The sequence below is a fragment of the Klebsiella sp. RHBSTW-00484 genome (assembly GCF_013705725.1).
Classification (GTDB): Bacteria; Pseudomonadota; Gammaproteobacteria; order Enterobacterales; family Enterobacteriaceae; genus Klebsiella.
Window position 1 is genome coordinate 208,872 of the sequence record NZ_CP055482.1, and the last position, 20,221, is coordinate 229,092.

The window sequence follows — 20,221 nt, forward strand, 5'->3', positions numbered from 1 at the left end:
AGAATCTATCCTATGACTGGATATGCACTCAACTGAATAACGCCTGGTTTCAGTCCATTTTATCGGGATCAGCCTTCTTTCTGGGTAATTTAGGGGGCTTCACTTGCTGATTACTTTGCGTGCGGCGCGTGAGCCAAGGATGGTCAGCTTTAGGTTTTACGTAGAATTTTGAGCGTAAATCAAAACGGGCATTATCCACACGTTCATGGACACTTTTTTCATCATCCAGTGGTATAGGCTCCGGGCCATCAACATATTTTTCCCATCCCAACGCTTTCCCATCATACAGAACCTTAATTTCACCGTTAAAGCTTTCGCATACCGTGACAACCGAATGCCGAAGTCGATATCCCCGGCCTTCACTGCGAATCTGAAACGCACTGCTTTTGTACTGGAAAGTGAGATTTTTGGAGAGAACGCGCTTCGCCTGGAGGCTGAAGATATAACCCAGTTCCTCTTCAGAATGGTGTACATCAAGATGGGCGTTATCAGCAATACGAGGCGGCGTAGCAAACCGGTTGTTATAGGCTTCAATAAAGGTCGGCAACCATGCGTTTGCTGTTTCAATATCACTGATACCCTGAAGCCGCATTTCTTTGACCAGCCTGTCCTGCAGTGTCTGATTGGCACGCTCTACCCGCCCTTTTGCCTGCGGGCTGTTGGCATGGATTGGCTCGATGCCCAGTGTCTTTATCGCACGTGTGAACTGAGTCAACTCTCCTTCCCGCTCCGGGTTATTTACTCTGAATATACTGTGTCTGTCAGAATAGAGAGCCAGTGGTACGCCATGATCATTAAGGTAACCCCGGAGGGTTTCCATGTAAGCCCGGGTTGTTTCTGCAGGAGCGAATCGTAGCGCCATCAGAGCGCTGGTAGCATCATCGATAAAGACTATCAGTGTGCATTTGGGGCCCCGACCTTCAAACCAGTCATGAGGCGAGCCATCAATCTGGATGAGTTCACCGTAGGATGGGCGCCGCATCCGGCGCTGATAAATTCGGGCAAACTTACGACGACGTTCGCGCCATATGCCCTCCTCTACCATCCACTTCCTGAGAGTTTCAATGGATAAACACAAGCCGTGTATCTCGCGCAATTTTTCGCACGCAAGCGTAGGTCCAAAATCAGCGTAGCGGCCTTTGAGGAGTGAAATTACTGTTGCTCTGAATTCGGTAGAAAAGGAATTATTGGGACGCTTTCCACGTCGGCGGGAAACTAGACCAGAAGGCCCTTCATTTCTATACCGTTGCACCAGACGTTTAACCTGCCGAATAGAAATGCCAATGCGTGCCGCAGCTTGTTCCTGAGTAATATGGCGATTAAGTGACTCCTGAATAATGTGAAGTCGGTCGAGTTCCTTATGACTCATCGTAACAGTCTCTTTGATCATGAAAAATCCCCCAGAGAATTGTCTGGGGACATTTTAGAATGGTTCAAAGGGGACATTACAGCTTGGTGTTAACACATGGCTTCTTCTCCTTGCATTTTTGCAGGTAAGAGGCTAACCTTTAATGTGACTAGCATCAGGGGCCTCGGGTTAATTTGAAAAAATTACTCGGGGCTTTCTGCTTTTTACCACAGTCAAACAGTGATTCTGCTGGCTGGGGCAAAAGCCTCCAGCACCGAAGCCATTATACCACCCAGCCCCCTTCAAACGAACAGGTCGACCGCCTAAATATTTAATAAGTAAGTATTTCAGGTTTTGCTGCCTCGCAGGCCGTAACAGCGGACGGCTGACGTAATCGCTGACGAAACAGACGGATGCAAATCTCTACACTCAACGCCGCCAGCCCGTCCGGTCCCCCGCTTCTTTCCGGCTGTAATCAGTCAGTCTTCGAACCCGCGATCAGTGACAAACGGTGAGCACGAACACAACTGTGCATTAGGCTATCCGGGTAATGGGCGATTTTCTCCAGTTTCTCATCGAGGCGGGTATACGTCAGTCGCCTGATTTTCGTTAGTTCCTCGTGAAGCCAGCGTTTGATAAAGGGATTGCTGGAAAGCAGCACCAAATCGGAGTCCTCCACTTCATCAAAAAGCCAGACGGGTTTTGCCGGAGTAAGACGATAGAGCCAGGGACGCGAATAGTCCCCCGTCGCAATCAGGAACCAGACAACAATGCCAAGTGCGAGCTCCATGACCAGCATCAGGGTAAACTGAATATCCCGGACGTCAGGCTCTCCGGTAAAGCTCATCAGTCGGTCGCCAGTTGCCACACGCTGGATAATACATACCAGCATCAGCAGAGCAAGCAAAAGCCCCATGAGCAGCCCGCCATTCACCTCAAAAGTAGCTTTCTGGACGCGATCAGGCGGTACCTGTCTACGGTAGCGGCCGACCACTTCGCCGATCAGTTCCCTGATGGCCATGCGTTCTTCATCGACCGTTGTTGCGGTATATCCGGACGGGTCCGATTCAGTTTGGTTCATGTACCCTCTCCTCACTCTGAAAATTAATGGTCACAGACACGCTGATCATACCCGGTGAACGGGAGCTAGTTTGCGGGTTAAGGGCTCGAAAAAAACGGGATTAAAGAGGGAAATGACAGCAGGAAGGTGGGATGCAATGAGCTGTTTTGTTTCCCTACAGTTAAGTGGGGGGGGGAAACTGCCATCACCGGAATACGCTGAGAACGGAACGGGCCAAACCGATAAGATGGACGGGCGCTATTTTGATTCCAATATTCGGGATTTTTCTTCCCGCGTCGCCAAACGGGCACTTCCGGAACGGTCGCGGATGAGTAGCGGCTTATCTTTTTTCCAGCTACTTATCGCCGTTTCCCCGAACCGACGCGGCGCATTGCGGTTCCAGCTGGCGATAACGTGGTTATCGTAAACCTCCTGAATAACGACAGAATGAAGAGTTACTGTCTTAATGGTGGTATTGCCCATTTTGGTTCGGAAGAGTGACCAAACGGTCATCCCCGCCTCCAACTGACTGAGTTTCATCTTTGCTCCGGTGATATCGGGGAAGTCGACGTGGTGACGTATTTAATCATAATCACTCACAGCGGATAATGCCGCCAGGTAACAGGGTACTGTCAGCCCAGGCATGAGCAGTCCTTACGGCTATCGTGATTCGGCCAGTGTGCGGGTAATAGTCGCACGCTGACGCTGACGCTCAGCCTTACGCTGGCTGCGGCGGTAAAGCGGTTTCGCAGCAGCATAACGGCAATCCTCCGGGTAGTACCAGCAGCAGCCACAGGGCTCAGGCTGCGGTTTTCCGGCAAGTCCAAATGGTTTCATAATGTCACCTTTAAATGGAAATATTGTTCAGTTCCCGGCCTTCAGACACGGGTTCATTAATGAAGCGGCGTTGCATAAACAGGTACAGATAACCCTCTGTCGAGAACATACAAAGATTCTCAGTAATACAGGCATCGAGATATTCTGTGTCGCTCTGGAGTCGTTTAATGACGCTCATCTGGTTAGCCGCCGACTGAATCAGCGGATAGCCATTAACAGCACGATGAATACCTGAGCGGAATAACGAACGAGCCTTTCCAATCTTTTCCCGGGCAGCGGTCATTTCCATCTCGATAACCGACTGTCGCGCAAGATTAATAGCATCGCCGGATAATTCCGCAAAGCTGACCAGAGACTTATTCATCTAAAACTCCTTTCAGAAATGTGAACTCATTATATCAATACGGCCTCTGGCCCAAATAACCCGTGGTGAAATATTTTGACGAATATCTGAAAAGTGAAAATGGCAACCGGGAAAAGGACGGGTTTTATTTTAAGTGTGCCGATGACGTCTGACAGGGGAATTAAATTTGACGGTCTTTGATTTAAAAAAAGGTAGAAGGAGGTCACCTGGACACCTCCTTCTCCGGCGCTCAGTTTGAGAATACGTTAACGCTGTAGCGTCTACCGAGCACCTCGGCAGTGGTATCCACAATTTTCTGAATATCATCGGTAATCGCGGGTTTACTGAATGCGACAGTATGCAGTTCGCCAGCTTGTTCCGCCGTCGCGCCATCATGAAAGCGGCTGGCATCGTACAGCTGGACCCGGAGCGTCCGGGTGTGATCAACATGGGGCAATGTTCTTCTCCTGTTCAGCCAGTCGCCATAAGCGTTAATAATCACTTTCTTCCGGTTGCGGCTGAGTGACAAACTGGTACTTTACTCCATTAGGGACACCAACGGCTTTTGCTACGGATTCACACAGCAGCGACAGGTCATTCAGCGTCATCGGATATTCGATGTCGACTGAATATAGGGCCCCGGCATTCTCGGCGTCTTCGATGTTTTTAAACTGGGCGCTGAAAATGGCGACGGTAGAAATTTCAATGTTGTGCATGAGTCAGTCCTTATGAAAAAAAAGCCACCGAAAGGTGGCTGAGTAAAAGTTACTGCGCCTGGCTGGCCTTGTCCGCATTTTTGGTGTAACCAACTCGGGCAATGACGACGGCAATTGCAAGGAGAGCAGCGAGACCGCCGTAGAATACAGATCGGGAAACATCGGCGAACATATCGCTCAAGTTATCAACGCCGAGGAGAAATACACAGATAATGACGATAAAGCGAACTGGTTTGCTATAAAACAATTTCATCAGTAGCTATCCTTCTGGGGTGAAATGACAACAGCATTACACCACATCAGATACCGTTTTTTTTTCGCTAACGGGCCTATTTTGACCAGAAAAAAATAGCGCCTCAGGGTTGGCAATGGCGAGGTTCTTTTCGAGGTACCTGTGGTCATCCCGTCCTGATATCAGAGAGAAAAACGGTTCCAATTGAAAAATTTAGTCGCGTTCGATGGACCTCAGGAGATCACTCCCAGTGGCGCTCAGCTTGACCTGATAATAACTTCCCGGTAAAGGCCGCTGGGACGGATTGGCCAGCTCAACCAACCCAAGCCGAAAGAGGACCGGGGTGCTACGGCATCGCACATCATCCGATGCCCCCCTATACATCCGGCATTCCCGGGCCCGACGAAATTCACCGCAGATCTCATACTGCGTTCCGCTTGCCAGACGATGCAACACATAGATTTGGGCCTGTGTAAGCGGGGAAATAGGTCGCTTTGTGTCAGCCATAATACTCCTTTTAAGGTGGGTCTGTTCGGCTGGCTGAAAGATCAGGGACAGACCATGTTAGACCGATACAGCCTGTGACTCGTTTATCCATTCACCAGCGTTATTTTTGTAGGGGATACTTTGAGACTAAAAGCCTTAAGTTTCTTTTCGATTGCGAGTTCAAACCACTCAAGCGGTGGATTGGCCCCTATATTTCCATACACTTTTTATCACTTAACCCATGACTGGTTCGTCGCCGCAGATATTCCCGTGGCGAACGATACCCCAGTGCACTATGCGGATGCCATTCGTTGTAATGTTCGAAGGCCTCCGCAAGGTTCTTTACCGCTGTTAACCCGTCGGGTTTCGGCATGATGCTGATGTAATCGCGCTTCATCGTTTTCACGAAGCTCTCTGCCATCCCGTTGCTTTCCGGGCTACGTACCGCCGTATGTTTAGGCTCCAGTCCTACCATTCTGGCGAACTGACGCGTCTGATAAGAACGGTAGGCTGAACCGTTGTCTGTCAGCCACTCAACTGGGGATGTCGGCAGGCTGTTACCGAAGCGACGCTCCACGGCACCCAGCATGACGTCCTGCACGGTTTCACTGTCATATCCACCGTTACTGGCCGCCCAGTAAAGTGCCTCGCGATCGCAACAGTCCAGAGCGAACGTGACCCGCAGTTTTTCACCGTTATCACAGCTGAACTCGAAGCCGTCAGAGCACCACCGCTGGTTACTTTCTCCAACGGCCACTTTCCCTGTATGCGCCCGCTTCGATGGCGGTATTTCCGGTTTACGCTCAAGCAGCAGCGCATTCTGACGCATGATGCGGTATACGCGTTTGGCATTGATCACCGCCATGTCGTCAGTTTCTGATTGTCTGCGCAGCAGTGCCCATACCCGACGATAACCATAGGTGGGCAGATCGCCGATAACGGTATGGATACGGGCCAGCGCGTCAGTATCATCAGGCTTGCGCTTGCACCGACGATCCTGCCAGTCCTTCGACCGACGGGCCATGGCATGCAGTTGCGCACGTGAGACCCGGAGGCAACGACTGACAAGGCTTATTCGCCATCCTCCGGCAACAAGGGCACGTGCGCTATCCACTTTTTTTGTCGGCCATATTCAACGGCTTCTTTTAGCAGCTCGTTTTCCATGGTTTTCTTGCCCAACAGGCGCTGCAGCTCTTTAATTTGCTTCATCGCAGATGCCAGCTCCGACGCGGGCACAACCTGTTCTCCTGCGGCAACGGCTGTAAGGCTGCCTTCCTGATACTGCTTACGCCACAGGAACAGCTGACTGGCAGCAACGCCATGCTGACGGGCGACCAGCGACACGGTCATTCCGGGCTCAAAACTCTGCTGAACAATGGCGATTTTTTCCTGAACACTTCGCCGTCTGCGCTTCTCTGGACCTAAAACATCAATCATTCGGACTCCAACGACTAGTCTAAAAACTAGTATTAAGACTATCACTAACTTAAGTGATACCAACTGTCTGGAGATTCAGGGGGCCAGTCTAAGCGGTACTGTAACTGTACTATCATCTCCTCCCATAATCTGATCAGACTCATAATTCCAATCTTCATCAAGCGACGGATTCATTCCACGGGCATAGATAGCTGTATCTCGGGAGACAGGACTTCCATCCAGAGAAGCATTGGTAATCAGACAGACGCCATGGCCTTTTACCAGAGTAATCTGAGGGGTCAGACGGGTCTGAACCATATGCTTTGGCGATGGCCAGAAAACTTCCCCTGCCAGGCAAGCTTCTTTTTCCGTCTTACCAGCTTCGTTAAGAGGCACCCCCCCCGGATAATTTGTTGGCTCAAAAAGCTGATCAACGGTTGCAAGGAATTGATCCGCTGACTGGATTTCATTAAGCAGTTTTTTTACCCCTGAAATCTCGAATGTTAATCTGCTCATCTGATTATTCTCCGCAATCCGGCGCTAAATAGCTGCGCGGAATAGTAGATCACTGAAAGGGAACTCAGCCCGGATTGTGCGATCTGATCAATCGCCAAACCAACCAAAATCACCAACCGGACTGAGCGATGCCGATCATAGTACCAATACCCCGTGGCGAACGACGCCTGATGCAGAAAGCTATTCATAAAACGCGTGATAAAAATCATGCCCGCAGACTCACGGCCATGCTGATGCTTCATCGGGGTGAACGGGTCAGCGATGTTGCCAGAACTCTCTGTTGTGCCCGTTCATCCGTTGGTCGCTGGATTAACTGGTTTACGCACTCAGGTATTGAAGGCCTGAAATCCTTACCCGCAGGGCGCTCCCGACGCTGGCCTTTTGAACATATCTGCACCCTGTTACGTGAGCTGATAAAGCATTCTCCCGGCGATTTTGGTTATCAACGTTCACGCTGGAGCACCGAATTACTGGCAATAAAAATCAATGAGATAACCGGTTGCCAGTTACATGCAGGAACCGTTCGCCGCTGGTTGCCATCTGCGGGGCTTGTATGGCGCAGGGCCGCGCCAACTCTGCGTATCCGTGACCCACATAAAGATGAAAAGATGGCGGTAATCCACAAAGCGCTGGATGAATGCAGCGCAGAGCATCCGGTATTTTATGAAGATGAAGTGGATATCCACCTTAATCCTAAAATCGGTGCGGACTGGCAGTTGCGCGGACAGCAGAAACGGGTAGTGACGCCGGGGCAGAACGAAAAATACTATCTGGCCGGCGCACTGCACAGTGGCACGGGTAAAGTCAGCTACGTGGGCGGCAACAGCAAAAGTTCAGCGCTGTTTATCGCTCTGCTGAAGCACCTGAAAGCCACTTACCGGCGGGCGAAAACAATCACGCTGATCGTTGATAACTACATTATCCATAAAAGCCGCGAAACACAGCGCTGGTTGAAAGCAAATCCCAAGTTCAGGGTAATTTACCAGCCGGTTTACTCGCCGTGGGTGAATCATGTGGAACGGCTATGGCAGGCACTTCATGACACGATAACCCGTAATCATCAGTGCCGCTCAATGTGGCAGTTACTGAAAAAGGTCCGCCATTTTATGGAAACCGCCAGCCCATTCCCCGGAGGAAAACATGGTCAGGCAAAAGTGTAGCGGTATTAGGCGCAGCTATTTAGCATCAAATGCTTGGTTGCCAAGAGCAGCTCTTTGACGTCAGCAGGAGAAACCTCCCCATTGCCTTCGACAGCGTCCTGTAAACGCTGACGCGTCGCCTGAATCGTATCAGACGACAGAGATGCAAGTTTGCTCAATACCGCGTTAGCTTTTTCCACTGCGGGATACAGGGCTTCTGAGGTGGTATTGTCTACATCATTATCGAAGACCAGCTCAGACTCCATATTAATATTGTCTTCAAGCCAGCTAGAAAGAATATCAAGAAAAGACATGACTTTATTAATCTGCATTTTTTTGCCCTCGGTTGGTGTAAACCCAATATAACAAACCGACTCTCCCGGCTAATAACCCAAAGAGCAAAAAAAAATAGATAAATTAGATAGGACAGAATTTAGTTTAAAAAGGTGTAAAGACAGACCCGCTATAAATAAACTCAGCACTGAAGGAAAAAACCTTCCATATCGGAAGGCTTATGGTGCATCAGGTAAAAAATACTGCTGCTTCTGGAACGCGACGAACGTCGCGAAAACAGCTATCAACACTGCCATGAAGTAAACCAGGTATGAGCCGGATTGCCAGATATTTACGCCGAAAAAAGAAAGTAACTTTCCGTCCGGGATAATAGAAAAAGCCAGGTTCCATAATCCGGTCAGTACAACCTGAGCGATAATCATTTTTCCCAGCGCACCCAGTTCCTGAGTTGCATACATTGCAGCCATTACAAATGTCAGAACTACCACAAGGAGAGCAGACAAAGCCACAACCGAAATGCTCAGTCCGACGGACGTAAATATAATGGCTTCTTTAAAAGCCAGACCTGTAAACCCCCAGATCAGAATGACTAAAATGAAAAACAACAGGATAAATTTCATTAAAATTGCGTCCCTCTTTCAGTGGTAGAATCTGGCTACGATGTCAAAGGCCAGCCTACCACTCGCAGAATGTATAACATGAGGTTAAATACAAATCCGTTCACAGGCCCGTTTCAGTGTTTCTTTGGTATGACATTGTGTGGCCTGATTTAACTGTGTCCGGATATGCTGCTCATCATGGCCGTCAGCAACAAAGAGTTTGATTTTACTTTCAAGACGGCTCATTGCTTCGTACAATTTTGCTTCTTTATTGTTCTTCATGAAGCGAAGAACGTAATCCGCAATAATATGCACAGGCGGTGTTTTTATTTCACGGGAGCGATTGCTGGTCATGATTCTTTCCAATTTTTTGTATTGAAAATACCGTTATACGGTGCCACCACATTTAAGCCAACCTTTTCCGGTTGTATAAGAAATGCGACCGTCCTTAATTAGCGATTGCAAACGGCGGTCAAGAATCCGCAATGGTTGCGGATTGCTTTCCCTAGCGGCAATCCTGTGACACTCTGCTTTGATTTCTCCGGCAAATAATGTCGCGAACGGCTTAGGAACCGGGGTTAGAACTTCGATGAGTGCCTTGTCCAGCGCCAGATATTCATCCATGTTTATGTCCTTACACATAATAAACTAACTATGATTTAACTAATTATACCGAATCGGGGTACGAACCGAATAACCTACAGGTTGGAAAATCAACTTCCCCGGTATATCCATTGAGAGTCTGTCAGCCTGTGCAACGACATCAGGCTGATCGCCACTCACCCGCTAATAACAATGGCCTGCTCCGGTTGTGGCTGGCGATCCCCCCGCAGTGCCTCAGACTCCCTGAGACGGGCTGATGGCATCGTCATTGCCTTAAACCCCTCTTCCCGCGTACGCACCAGCATCCCCCACGAATAGGTTTCACAGACATCGTTCTCTAAATTGGGTTCGGTCGACAGCAGGGACTCCATCTTCGGTTCGATGTGTACCGGCGCAATGTTTTTATAGACAGGGTGAACACGATACTCTTCAGACGCCTGTGCCCGGTAGCTCCCTTGCGCCAGCAGCACGTCATGGGAAACCAGGTCATATTCCGTATCTTCGACAAAGGTCTTCAGGGTGTGCGTTATTTTGCCGTATCCTTCAATATTCCAGACGGAGACCATCGTAAACTCTTCTAACGCTCGGGGAATTTTGACCAGAAATCCATTCAATGCCTTGCGACCCTTCAGCATACCCACCAGGTATTGCTTGTTCGGATAAGGGCGCATCGCAACCAGGTCATTTCCTGTCAGGTGAAGCGACAGTTCCGTGACGCTCACGGAATCCAGCGTGCAGAGATTTCCCATCGGATGCAGGATTTTAGGTACCAGGTGTAAAAACATCGTCATTATCCTCGTTTATTATGGTTTCAATTATTTCGGTGTCGCTTGATACATTTCGAACCAGAAGACAATCGGCTTCTCCGTGACTTCAATTAATCCAAATCGCTCTGCGGTCCTGAAGTTGACGCTGTATGCCCTGGCGCGTTCTACCTGGCGGCTTATTTCTTTCCGCATTCCTTCAACACTCAATGCACCTTTAAAGAGATTGCAGGGGGCGCAAGCCGGAAAAAGATTTTCGATTGCATGCAGTTCAGGATGCATGACCTTACCGGTACTTCGAGCCTGGTGTGTCACTCGACTTCCAGCGGGGGCTCTGACCATTTCAAAATCCCGCCTCACCGGTTCAACATGATCGGCATGCCAGCCTTTTTCCGGCAGAGTACAGCCGCAATAGGCACACCGACCACCAAATTTCAAACGCAGTTCGGCTCGTTGCTCTTTGGATATTTTATTTTTGGGCTTTGAAAATCGCCCATCATCAGATTTAACCTTCGGGAGGAGTTCTGAAAAATTGGGTAATTCGATTACTGAGCCTTTGTTATTTAGAACTTTCACCGGACCTCCCAACCATATTAAGACGGTTTTTTATTAAATTTCCTGAATTAGTTTTCGGATTTTAATCAGGTGTGGTCGGCTTAATTTACATAGCTGTTCGGTCGCGGCATCCAGAGTGGGGAATACATGGGCCTCATTAATATCCACTGTCCAGTATTTCGCCTTCCCTTCCCCCAGATCAGATTCAAAATAATTTCGCTTTACTCCGACCTGCTTTGGTCTTCCATTTATCCTGATAATCTCGTGCCGCTCATCGAAGATAAAACCATCACCGACTAACGTCAGAAGAACAAAAGGACCTTCGGGTTTTTCCGTACCCAGCGAACTCACCTCATTATTCATGCGACTTCCCCAGCAATGCGCTCAAAATTGATTACCCACACCCACGGGTTGGCCTGCCAACTGTCTTCTCCATAGGTGTCTTTCCAAAGGCTGCGGAAGCCAAGAAAATGCTTATCGCCAATAACACAACATTCGGTTGGGGCTCCTTCAGCTTTCGCATCCTCTTCGCTGATGCTGTTTAACCGCTCTACTCGCAAATCGGTGATTTCCAGTACTATACGGCTGGCCCAGCGAGGCATATGGATAGAAGGTGTCCACGCACCTTCGAACTTCATATTTTCTGTACGGGGCTTCCAGTCGGCCTCATCAGGGATCGACCACAGCCCATAATCCCCCGAACGCTGTTCACAGCTCGCACGGTAAATGCGGGCTGCTTCAGATCTGTCCATCACAATGTTGTCATTCCAGTCCACCGCGCACGCATCTTCATTCCCGAGCAAGGAAAACGCTTCACGTACAGTAATACGGTCGCCAACTACACCGTACGGACAGGCGCGAAGCGCCGAATTTGGCTGAGTTCCTGTTGGAAGCCACCAGTCATGCGTATGCCCACGATGTCGCGGTGTTTGCGCAGGCCTTACCGACCATTCAGGTGAACTGTACTGAGGCTCTATAATCCGCCGCGTCTGTGTTTTCTGGTTTGCCAGAATTGCCCTGACCATTTCATCTTTAAAAAGCATTCCACGTGTCTTCACTGTGGTTTCTCCTTTCACACATGGTTCACACATTGAGAAGCCTATCCATCTTTATTCGCCCATCCCTGGAAACGACAGTCGTTACACGGTCGCGGGACTCTACATCCCTTCCTGAAAACGTGGTGTACACACCCCGAATTAATCTTCATCCGCTTCCACTACCGGCTCGGTCGTAATTTCATATTTCACGCAACCAGGTGCATCCAACGCTTTCGCGACAGACTCACACAGCAATGACAAATCATTCAGGGTCATCGGATATTCAACTTCCAGGCTGTAAAGTGCATTGGCGCTGGAGGCAGTGGCCTTGTCAGCGTGGCAGGCATTAAAAATGAAAACGGTATTTTTTTCTTGAATAGTCATAGTGCAATCCTCTGGATAATTAGCCCTGTTTTCAGGACGGTTTTCGATTAAAATTATCTATTCTTTTTTATTACTTACTGAAATCTGTTGAACAGGTTCTGACTGATCATTTTCTCCGACCGGTGTTTTGTCGACAAATGACCATTCTTGTTTGGGTTCTTTATATAAAGCACTAGCCTCAGTATTCATCCATGATTCAAAAGCAACATAAGTCATGCCTTCCTCACTAACGCGGGCCTTAAAAACCTCCCAAGCTTGCAGATCAAGCGGCTGGTACTCTTTCAGCGACTGGTCAAGCCATCCCTTCCAGATTTCCTTACGATGTTTAAAATGAGGTATAGCCAGGTATGCATAACTACCCGCAACACAAATTAAATACAGGAAGCCGCTCCATAGAGAGGAATTGAAAAAAATCTGACTAGGGAAAATACATGCCACTATGGCAATAATTAATAGCAGGTGTTCCTTACCAGTGGGCTTATTAAATTCCCAGTTGATTGAAATGCCCCTTATCTTCCTTAAGTTCCTTTTTTTATCCTCTTTATCGGTCATATATCAGTCCCTAATAGTTTTAAAATGGATGTTGTTAGTCTGATGAAAAAAGTTACTTTTCAAACCCGCACCGTAACGGACTTCACCCCTGCGAGCATTACACCACACACATTTCATCTATTTTTCCGTTAACGGGGCTATTTTCACGCTTTTTTAGATCTGTCTGATTGTGCTAATTGCCTCACGCCAGCAGGCGGACCAGACGATTCAGCAGAGGCCTTAACAGTGCCGCAGTACTCTCCCGGCAATCATCCACATGCCGGAATCCCGTCTTTTTCGAAGACTGGGGACCGGACAGCATCCTCAGCGCCCAAATAACCTCCCGTAAGGTTTCGTCGTACTCCTGGGAAATACACCTGGCTAACGTCGTCAGAAAGCGTTTTCTGACAGCCCGGTAATACAACCGTTCCTCCGGTTGCATTGATTGAGGCTTAATCCGCAGGTTACAGAGAGTCAGTACAGCGTCGAGCAGACCGGCTTTCAGTTCGTCACCCGTCCGGGCCAGATGTTGCTGGCGTTCGTTCTCCAGTTGCGTCGTGATCCATGCCCCAAGAGGCGTTCGGTTGTGGGTGTGCAGCGCCACACAGGCCGCAACACAGCACCAGAAGCGCAGTTTCTGCCGCTGCCCCCGCAGTTTACGGGCAACGAGCAGGCGGTAATCGCAGTCGGTCAGGATCTTGAAACGGTGGCTGACGAGCAGGGACGGCAGCGGCGTCTGGTCGTTAATGCCAAGACGTGAAAAGGCCTGCCCGCGTTGAGCGAGGCGGTGGTACACCGCACCTTTCCCCCGGGAAATTCGGACGGCGCCGTATCTAAGCAGGTACTGTGCCGCCGCCACGGGGGTAAACTCACCGTCAGACACACGCTGGCGTAATCCGTCATATTCATGCCAGATAATCCAGGACGCAGTGTCTTCATCGACCGTCAGCTCATCCTCTTCTTCGAATGCAACGATGTTCAGGCTTTCCCCGCTGCTCAGCAGGCTGCGGGAAGCACGGTCATCCTCCCGACCGTCAAAATAGGCCATTTCGGCAGACGGATCAGACAGCCCGTCAAATGACGTCCCGATACGGCCTTCCGGCAACTTCATCCAGCGTGGTGCTGGCATCGGCGTGCGGGGTACGGGTTGCATAGCTGGCTCATCGTCGAGCAGATCCAGTGCCCCCCCTTCCCACACCTGGCGGTAAAGTTCGATGGCGCGAAATGGTCGCGGGTTAAAGCAATGCAGTGACCAGAGAAAGTCGATATGCAGCACGTTGGCTTCCTGCACCAGTCGAAACTGCGGCTCCGCCATGCGGCGGTTATGCGCCGTATCTTCGACCTCGCCAGAAAGTAACTTTTCCCGCACCGCTGCGGCCCGCTGGGCCTCCACGTAATCGAGGCTGCAACAGATATGGAACAGTCGTTCGGTCAGGGACGACGAGAAAACATTGGGCTGAAGACGCACATACCCGCCCTCAAACACTTTGCGGCCGATATAATCCCGAAGGCTCCAGTCGTACTGGATTTTGGTCAGGAAACGCTGGGCCACCAGGACGGTCACGGGCAGTTGCTGTTCGGCAATAAAGGCTCGGAGCTGGCTGAGAACCTGCGTGGACTGATGATGCATCTCAGGGTTTTCAATCAGGGTGTTGGAGATCTGAATGAAGTGGTGCTGGCTGACGTTCGACCCGTTCCGTACGGCACGGATCAGGGCCATGAGGAACAGGTGCAGTAGCGAGTGGGAGTCTTTCCCGCCGCTGTAGCCGACGCACATGGTCCAGCCTTCGGTAATCGCATGATAAATGGCACTGGTTGCCGTCGTCACGCGCGATGCGAGACTGACCGGCTCACCGGCATCGGTATAATTCAGATCCGCATCGGTCTTCAGTGTTTGCCAGACATCGCCCCATTTATCCTGCGTCAGAATGGCAGCGTTAGCCGCCTCAGAAAATTGAATTTCTGAGGGTAATTCAAGGAATGTTTCTTTTATTTCGATATACATATTATTTCCTGAATTTTGGCTTTCGCTGCATTATCGCGTTATTTATTAAACCCATCTAATATCTTCAGTGCAATATGTGAAGATAAATTTAGTTAAATTGGAATTATGCCAATTTAACTAAATAGCACTGAATAAATAGAATTACGCGGCAATAAATATATTATCTTTACCACGCTCTCACGAATACTGCTGGGTAATTAAAACCGTCGTATTTGATTCCAGCTCTGCCAACGGAATTCTGGGGGTATTGAGCATCATGTCATCACCGCAATGGCGGGGTACAGCCGTCAGTTGAAATGATTCTTTCATGACCCGGATGGAAGTTGTTTCCGTGCGAGAGGACGGCATGACGTCCCGGAGCATGGTTTCCTGCCCGTTACTGTCACTTTCAATAAATGCAGCCTTCGCCATGAGTTCCTCAATGTCCTCTTCCGATGTTTCGGACCAGAGGCAGTCATAGAAGAAAAACTCTGCAACGTACAAATCATTCTCTTTCACGTATGCCGCCAGTTCACGGATACGCTGAGCCAGCGATGTATCAATGGAAAAGAAGACGCTTTGCGGGACTTCACTCGCAAATTCATTGATGCAGCTAGCGGACGCAATCAAAAGTTTATTGAACATTTCAGCTCTCCATGCCACCGGCTGTCCCGGTGGCAATCTAGGGTTATCAGGCAGTCACGGGGCACAATACGTCCAGCGAAGGCAGCAATTTGCTCAGGCTGTCGTACACGACGGGCGTCAGTTCGGTGACGCTGTGAAGCGCCATGCTGGTGTTGTCTTCTTCGCTGAGAATGATGACTCCATCCTCATCAGGATCGTCAGAAGTACTCTCGTCCGAGGCCAGGCGGTGGCGTGCAACGTCATAAGGCGATTCAGACGCTTTGCAGCTCATCAGATAGCATTCTGTGTATGTGTTTTCGTGGTTATACTGGTTCACTTTCACCAACGCATACTGAACACCGGCATCATGGGCTTCGTTCATCAGGCGGGAAAAATTAAAGCCTTCCTCATAGTGGTGTGTATCTTTAGTCACCACGATTGTCGCACCGCCGAACTCGTTTTCGCGTGGTCGGTCGCAGACGAAAGCGGCATTGATTGTGACCATTTCAGGCAGGTTAAACACCGACAACACGGCAGTTGTTACCGCGATTGCGTGGTCGAGGTTAATGCTTTCATCATGGCTGATTGCCAGACCGCTACCGGTGATTTCCGCTTTGAGTTCCAGCTCGTAATTGTCTTCTGGTGACTCCGGCTGACCAAAAGTCGGCTCAAACGGATCGCACTCCGGGTGGTTCTGAATAATACCCAGGACCAGCAGTTCAGTGAGGGAACACTCTGAAGCAGGTTTAGACAGCAGGTGATCACCTTCCGACACATCCGTGTCCGTAACATACGCAATCGCGTCCAGAGCCATCTGAGCCTGTTCCTGTGAACAGAGAATTGTGAAGGATGCCTGAGTGTAATTATTTGCCATTGCATAACTCCTTATTTAATTAAGTGTGATTGCTGTCTGTGAATAGATAATATCAAAACAGATACCCGCACCTAATAACCCGAAATGAAATATTTTCGAAGTTTTTATAGAGAAGACAGGCGCCATATTTATTAATCCAGCCATTATTTAGAGGGCGGCATTAAGTAATTATGCGGAAAAAATAAAAAACCGCCACAATGAAGTGAACCCCATATATTGGACACGTTCTTAACTGGCGGCTGACATGGCCTGGGTTCGGTATTGTACCGGACTCAGGCCGTTTAGTTTTAGCTTGATTCGTTCGTTGTTGTAGTAGTGGATATACTCTTCCACCGTTTTTCGTAGATGGTCTGTATTTTCAAACTCTTCGTGGTACCAACATTCTGTTTTCAGCAGACCAAAAAAATTTTCTATCACTGCATTGTCCAGACAGTTCCCTTTGCGCGACATGCTTTGTTCTATGCCTTTAGCTTTAAGTTTCTCCTGATACCGTGCCATCTGATACTGCCAACCCTGATCAGAGTGCAGTACCGGTCTGTCACCCGGTTTCAGCCTCTTGACGGCTTTGCTGAGCATGTTTTCGACCAGATTCATTCCCGGATGCGTCGTCATATTCCAGGCTATTATCTCGCTGTTATACAGATCAAGCACTGGTGACAGATACAGCTTTGTCCCTTTTACGTTGAACTCTGTCACATCCGTGACCCATTTCTGGTTTGGACTGCTGGCCTTAAAATCACGTGCAAGGGTATTTGGCGCTACTTTACCGTAGGTGCCTTTGTATGACTGATACTTTTTGCTTCTCAGGCATGAGGCCAGCCCCATCTTGCGCATCAGTTTCCGTACTGTTTTATGATTAATGCCATAGCCTTCATTACGCAACGCCAGGGTAATGCGCCGGTAACCATATCGTCCTTTATGATAGTGGAACAGTGCGGCTATTCTTTGCTGTTCGCCCTCATAGCGCTCTCCACGGCTATCTGCTTTGACATGCCAGTAGTACGTGCTGCGAGGTAATCCTGCTATATGAAGCAGCATTCTCAGGTTATGGTTTCGCCTCAATTCGGTAATTATTTTTGCTTTGTCTTCTGCTTTTCCCGAATCAAGGCCTGAAGCTTTTTTAGGTAGGCATTCTCAACACGCAGGTATTCAAGTTCTTCCTCAGCGTTCTGGAACGCTGGACGGGGATTATTAAGTTCTTTATCTGAAGTTTCGTTCTTCCCTGACTTCATCTGGCGTCCTCTGGGTTTATCCTGTAGGGCAATGATACCGCCAGTACGGTAAAGACGCTCCCATTTGCTGACAGTACAAGCGGCTGCAATACGAAACTCCGCCGCAGCTTTCCGGGATGATTTGTTGTGTTGCTGCATCCAGAGCACGACAGACTCTTTAAACTCGGCAGAGTAAGCCCTGGTAGGAATGGTAAAACTGTCCATCCCATTCACTTTCCAGTGCTCAGTCCAGCGTCTGACCGCTCCGTGATCAACGCCGAACAACCGCGCTGTTTTCTTTGCACCATCACTGCTGAACAGATAGTGGAGTACGACTTGCTGCTTGAATTCAGGTGAGTATTTTTTTCTGCCCATTGAAACGCAAAACCCCTAATCGTTGGATGTCCAACTTTCGGGGTTCACTTCAACAAGGGCGGCATTTATTAAATGGGAAAGATTCAGTTATAAGGTATGTGTCAGGGCGGAAACAATGATCCGGTCTGGTAACAGTGATTGAAGGGACGCCGACGAAATGACAAGTGCCTTTTCAATGTGTGCCTCTCTGTCGGCGATATGTCGCCGGAATGCCGCTTCTGCTTCACCGGAGGAGTCGGCTTCAACCAGCATCACTTCTTCCTCATCATCAAACATCATGCGGCCTGAGATAATATACAGTCGGCTTAAGTCCGGGAGATTTACAGCGTTGCCCTGTTTGTTAATCATCATTTTTCTCCGTCTGCAATTTTTAAATTTGTCAGTTCTGCTACGGGTAAAATACACCATCAGCCCTGTAAACCCGGACAGGTATCAACGTAGCTCATCGGTTTGCCAATCGCGGCGCTTAGGCGAAGGATTTCGCCGATGGAGACGTACCGCAGCATTTCAGAACGCCCGTGTTTCTGGTATTCATCCACCGACATGGTGCGCCAGTCCTTGTGCGGTGTGTTTTTGCACAACTGCCAGTTGTCGACAGTGGTCGGGCGACGCAGGACATACACACCCAGCGAAGGCGTGAGGCCTAAGCCAAATGACTGCTGCACCACAATACGCACTTCAGAGCCGTCGGGGCGTTTCAGTGTCTGAGTAATTTTAGTGATGAGCTGTTCGGATTCCATACTATTAACCTCGACCGTCAGTTGGGTTGCTGTAGGGATATTTTAGCAAAGTCGGTTCACTGGCTAATAAGTACAAAGCGAAATTTTTAAAAATAGAGGAATAAAACAGGAAGAGAACAAATCTGGAAACAGCAAAATCACATTATCCGATTGCAATTCATTTCACATTTGACATATTCGGAATTAAGTACGCAACGAACCTGCATCGTCTGGTATAAAAGTATATTTCAAATATTCAGGTTATTATCTGAAGTAAAATACTCTCTGCCCCGGTTGCAATACCAGACGGAACACAAGACGTTATGAAGAGCCTGTCCCGGTTCAAAAGCTGCGGCTAATTTTTTCTGACCCACTTAACGAGAATGCCAGCCAGAGTCACAGTCAGCATCAATGCCCATACTGAAGAAATAAAGTTAAGCAATGGAATACGCTCAGAATAATCACAGGTACTGGATGGGTCACTGGCAAATTTACAGATAAATTCGGGATCAAGCCCCCAGTAAACGAAAGAAAATAACACAACGAGCGATACACTGATTTTAAAGATTTTTTCGCTTGTCATCATTTATCATCTCAATCCAGGAGGTTATATAAACCTGAAACTATTTCAGCCGTGTGTCGTACTGGTAAGGAATTTTCTGGACGGTTTTCATCAGATCAAAAATCGCCGGATGAGCCGGATTTAAAAGGTAGTTAAACTCCACCGGAGATAATGCACTGGGAATACGCAGGGCAACAGAAGAGCCACTTTCAGCCCAGTTATCGCCATACAGGGCAAGTTCTGCGGGCGCATCTTCACTTGCCCAGCCCGGCGGCAGCAGGTTCAAGTCAAAGGCCTGGATCTGGTCATCCGGGACATCAATGCTCAGCAGCGTGTAAGCGTCCAGAAGCTGCGGGGCATTGATATGCACCAGCGTCTCCAGCATGGTCAGAGAGGCCGTCTCGGACAGATAGACAAGTGCTGTGCCGACACTGTTCCAGCGGCCTCCCGCTTCTTTCGCACCTAATCCCGACCATGCAGTCGTAATATAGCGGGTCTTGGTCATCCGATACAGGATCACGAATAGACTCCGTGTTCAATACGGGTGATCAGGCGCATCACTTCGAGTGCGCCGGTTTCCGAAGAGACAACATCTGCCGGAGTCTTCCAGCTCAAGCCACGGTTTGGCTCGTTCATCCATTTCTGTGCTGCCTCTTTGTCGCCTTCGAACAGCTCTACAGCCCGTTCAATGACGCGAATAATACGCACCAGACGTTCGCTCTGATCCGCAGTGAAACGGGCTTTTACGCTGCGATTGAAGGTGGTGTTCGGAATGCCGGACATTTTGCGCAGTTCCGACGGCGTGATGTTCGCCCATTCAGAAATGGAATGAGCGACTTTACCTTCCAGTCCGTGGCTAATTTTGTCCATCAGCGCAATGCCGTCATTATCCAGACCCACCACCTGCCATAAGCCGTGCGGGTTCATTTTGGATAAATCTGGAGAAAAAACTTTCATAGTCATAACCGACCCTCCCATTTGGTATGTCAATTATACCATATGGGTGACTACT

The 20,221-nt window shown here is 49.1% G+C and carries 30 protein-coding genes; 1 reads left to right on the plus strand and 29 read right to left on the minus strand.

The window, feature by feature from the left end; genetic code table 11:
- Positions 1–49: 49 nt before the first annotated feature.
- From HV213_RS30890 to HV213_RS30935, 10 genes are all read right to left on the minus strand, one after another.
- Positions 50–1,390: an ISNCY family transposase gene (locus tag HV213_RS30890; RefSeq protein WP_000589001.1), complete on the minus strand. Its 1,341-nt coding sequence runs from the start codon at positions 1,388–1,390 to the stop codon at positions 50–52.
- A gap of 433 nt (positions 1,391–1,823) precedes the next feature.
- Entirely contained in the window at positions 1,824–2,429 is a 606-nt protein-coding gene (locus HV213_RS30895) for a hypothetical protein (RefSeq protein WP_015063019.1), read from the minus strand.
- Positions 2,430–2,666: 237 nt separating this feature from the next.
- Positions 2,667–2,948, minus strand: coding sequence for a hypothetical protein (locus tag HV213_RS30900; RefSeq protein WP_022652345.1), 282 nt, complete (start codon positions 2,946–2,948; stop codon positions 2,667–2,669).
- Between the two features lie 120 nt (positions 2,949–3,068).
- Complete coding sequence (locus HV213_RS30905) at positions 3,069–3,245, minus strand: hypothetical protein (RefSeq protein ID WP_162859439.1); 177 nt, start codon at positions 3,243–3,245, stop codon at positions 3,069–3,071.
- Between the two features lie 10 nt (positions 3,246–3,255).
- Positions 3,256–3,609, minus strand: a complete 354-nt coding sequence (locus HV213_RS30910) for a hypothetical protein (protein WP_022652347.1) — start codon at positions 3,607–3,609, stop codon at positions 3,256–3,258.
- A gap of 229 nt (positions 3,610–3,838) precedes the next feature.
- Positions 3,839–4,045 carry a hypothetical protein gene (locus tag HV213_RS30915; RefSeq protein ID WP_032610492.1) on the minus strand — a complete coding sequence of 69 codons (207 nt, stop codon included), beginning with the start codon at positions 4,043–4,045 and terminating at the stop codon, positions 3,839–3,841.
- A gap of 34 nt (positions 4,046–4,079) precedes the next feature.
- Positions 4,080–4,304, minus strand: a complete 225-nt coding sequence (locus HV213_RS30920; RefSeq protein ID WP_022652349.1) for a hypothetical protein — start codon at positions 4,302–4,304, stop codon at positions 4,080–4,082.
- Positions 4,305–4,353: 49 nt separating this feature from the next.
- Positions 4,354–4,557 (minus strand): hypothetical protein, encoded by a 204-nt coding sequence (locus HV213_RS30925; protein WP_022652350.1) that lies wholly within the window; start codon positions 4,555–4,557, stop codon positions 4,354–4,356.
- A gap of 673 nt (positions 4,558–5,230) precedes the next feature.
- Positions 5,231–6,459 (minus strand): IS3-like element ISEc36 family transposase gene (locus HV213_RS30930; protein WP_110129298.1). Its coding sequence is split into 2 segments (ribosomal slippage): positions 5,231–6,144 and positions 6,144–6,459, totalling 1,230 coding nucleotides; the frame shifts between segments, so codons are not numbered across the junction.
- Positions 6,460–6,534: 75 nt separating this feature from the next.
- Complete coding sequence (locus HV213_RS30935; protein ID WP_181486534.1) at positions 6,535–6,954, minus strand: DUF3085 domain-containing protein; 420 nt, start codon at positions 6,952–6,954, stop codon at positions 6,535–6,537.
- Positions 6,955–7,082: 128 nt separating this feature from the next.
- On the opposite strand from HV213_RS30935, the gene HV213_RS30940 reads away from it, so the two are divergent.
- Entirely contained in the window at positions 7,083–8,114 is a 1,032-nt protein-coding gene (locus HV213_RS30940; protein ID WP_001395480.1) for an IS630-like element ISEc33 family transposase, read from the plus strand.
- A gap of 5 nt (positions 8,115–8,119) precedes the next feature.
- Here HV213_RS30940 and HV213_RS30945 read toward each other — a convergent pair whose 3' ends face one another.
- The 19 genes from HV213_RS30945 to parS form a co-directional block, all read right to left on the minus strand.
- Positions 8,120–8,425: a DUF957 domain-containing protein gene (locus HV213_RS30945; protein WP_103286031.1), complete on the minus strand. Its 306-nt coding sequence runs from the start codon at positions 8,423–8,425 to the stop codon at positions 8,120–8,122.
- Between the two features lie 180 nt (positions 8,426–8,605).
- Entirely contained in the window at positions 8,606–9,007 is a 402-nt protein-coding gene (locus tag HV213_RS30950; protein ID WP_022652353.1) for a hypothetical protein, read from the minus strand.
- Positions 9,008–9,091: 84 nt separating this feature from the next.
- Positions 9,092–9,340: a hypothetical protein gene (locus HV213_RS30955; RefSeq protein WP_022652354.1), complete on the minus strand. Its 249-nt coding sequence runs from the start codon at positions 9,338–9,340 to the stop codon at positions 9,092–9,094.
- A gap of 33 nt (positions 9,341–9,373) precedes the next feature.
- Positions 9,374–9,610: a hypothetical protein gene (locus HV213_RS30960; RefSeq protein WP_022652355.1), complete on the minus strand. Its 237-nt coding sequence runs from the start codon at positions 9,608–9,610 to the stop codon at positions 9,374–9,376.
- 155 nt (positions 9,611–9,765) lie between these two features.
- Entirely contained in the window at positions 9,766–10,380 is a 615-nt protein-coding gene (locus HV213_RS30965) for a DUF6012 family protein (protein ID WP_015063022.1), read from the minus strand.
- A 24-nt stretch (positions 10,381–10,404) separates the two neighbouring features.
- Positions 10,405–10,929, minus strand: coding sequence for an HNH endonuclease (locus HV213_RS30970; protein ID WP_022652357.1), 525 nt, complete (start codon positions 10,927–10,929; stop codon positions 10,405–10,407).
- Positions 10,930–10,962: 33 nt separating this feature from the next.
- Positions 10,963–11,271 (minus strand): hypothetical protein, encoded by a 309-nt coding sequence (locus HV213_RS30975; RefSeq protein WP_022652358.1) that lies wholly within the window; start codon positions 11,269–11,271, stop codon positions 10,963–10,965.
- Complete coding sequence (locus HV213_RS30980; RefSeq protein WP_022652359.1) at positions 11,268–11,966, minus strand: ASCH domain-containing protein; 699 nt, start codon at positions 11,964–11,966, stop codon at positions 11,268–11,270. Before HV213_RS30980 ends, HV213_RS30975 begins: the two co-directional genes overlap by 4 nt.
- A gap of 138 nt (positions 11,967–12,104) precedes the next feature.
- Entirely contained in the window at positions 12,105–12,329 is a 225-nt protein-coding gene (locus tag HV213_RS30985; protein WP_022652360.1) for a hypothetical protein, read from the minus strand.
- A gap of 57 nt (positions 12,330–12,386) precedes the next feature.
- Positions 12,387–12,881, minus strand: coding sequence for a hypothetical protein (locus HV213_RS30990; protein ID WP_015063025.1), 495 nt, complete (start codon positions 12,879–12,881; stop codon positions 12,387–12,389).
- Positions 12,882–13,062: 181 nt separating this feature from the next.
- Complete coding sequence (locus HV213_RS30995) at positions 13,063–14,865, minus strand: adenine nucleotide alpha hydrolase family protein (RefSeq protein WP_059509374.1); 1,803 nt, start codon at positions 14,863–14,865, stop codon at positions 13,063–13,065.
- A 177-nt stretch (positions 14,866–15,042) separates the two neighbouring features.
- Entirely contained in the window at positions 15,043–15,489 is a 447-nt protein-coding gene (locus HV213_RS31000) for a hypothetical protein (protein ID WP_015063027.1), read from the minus strand.
- Positions 15,490–15,535: 46 nt separating this feature from the next.
- Positions 15,536–16,342 (minus strand): hypothetical protein, encoded by an 807-nt coding sequence (locus HV213_RS31005; protein ID WP_015063028.1) that lies wholly within the window; start codon positions 16,340–16,342, stop codon positions 15,536–15,538.
- A gap of 228 nt (positions 16,343–16,570) precedes the next feature.
- Positions 16,571–17,928, minus strand: a protein-coding gene (locus HV213_RS31010) for an IS3 family transposase (RefSeq protein ID WP_105318584.1) whose coding sequence is annotated in 2 segments (ribosomal slippage) — positions 16,571–17,466 and positions 17,466–17,928 — 1,359 coding nt in all. Because the reading frame shifts where the segments join, the coding sequence is not laid out codon by codon here.
- An 87-nt stretch (positions 17,929–18,015) separates the two neighbouring features.
- Entirely contained in the window at positions 18,016–18,279 is a 264-nt protein-coding gene (locus HV213_RS31015) for a hypothetical protein (RefSeq protein ID WP_032610382.1), read from the minus strand.
- Positions 18,280–18,335: 56 nt separating this feature from the next.
- Positions 18,336–18,668, minus strand: a complete 333-nt coding sequence (locus HV213_RS31020; protein WP_022652118.1) for a hypothetical protein — start codon at positions 18,666–18,668, stop codon at positions 18,336–18,338.
- 334 nt (positions 18,669–19,002) lie between these two features.
- Positions 19,003–19,233 carry a hypothetical protein gene (locus HV213_RS31025; RefSeq protein WP_022652119.1) on the minus strand — a complete coding sequence of 77 codons (231 nt, stop codon included), beginning with the start codon at positions 19,231–19,233 and terminating at the stop codon, positions 19,003–19,005.
- 37 nt (positions 19,234–19,270) lie between these two features.
- The gene (locus HV213_RS31030; protein ID WP_022652120.1) at positions 19,271–19,729 is read right to left on the minus strand and encodes an RES family NAD+ phosphorylase; all 459 of its coding nucleotides are present in this window, start codon (positions 19,727–19,729) and stop codon (positions 19,271–19,273) included.
- Positions 19,726–20,166, minus strand: coding sequence for a type II RES/Xre toxin-antitoxin system antitoxin (gene parS, locus HV213_RS31035; protein WP_032610495.1), 441 nt, complete (start codon positions 20,164–20,166; stop codon positions 19,726–19,728). Before parS ends, HV213_RS31030 begins: the two co-directional genes overlap by 4 nt.
- Positions 20,167–20,221: the final 55 nt, after the last annotated feature.